Source organism: Baaleninema sp. (genome assembly GCF_049974805.1).
GTDB lineage: Bacteria > Cyanobacteriota > Cyanobacteriia > Cyanobacteriales > Geitlerinemataceae > Baaleninema.
The window spans coordinates 1-413 of the sequence record NZ_JBNGCO010000051.1; the positions used below are offsets into that span (position 1 = coordinate 1).

At 58.6% G+C, this 413-nt stretch carries 1 protein-coding gene; it reads right to left on the minus strand.

The features are described from left to right. Positions 1 to 413, minus strand: a 413-nt coding sequence (locus ACP5D4_RS11460; protein ID WP_428011763.1) for a PilZ domain-containing protein, incomplete at both ends; no start/stop codon positions are given.

A 413-nucleotide genomic window follows, 5' to 3' on the forward strand; every position in this document is an offset into this window, starting at 1 on the left:
GCTTGAGTAACTTTAAACAATTTTAGTGAGAAATTTAAACTCTGTCTCCAGCCCTTGACGATCTCAATGGGGCGAATCTTACCCCGACGGTTTACCAACACCTCGGGCTGGAGCAGCACCTTAATCAGCAGCCAAATCGATTGCAGTTCGCCGGGGGCGCAGCGGCTGCGCCACTGACCGGGGCGACAGTAGAGCAGCTCCACCAGCGATCGCTGTTGTTCCACCGCCAGGGGCAAAAACTCCACCCGCAGTAGGGGTAGATCATCCTCCCGCTGTTGCAGGTGCACGACCTGGGCCTGCACCGCCAGCGATTGCTCCAGGACGTGCAGCGCTAGGGGTGTCTGGGGGGTGAGCAGCGCCGGGTCAACTTCTGTGAGGGCAATCTCGGCCCCAGCTTCTGACATCATTGTGGT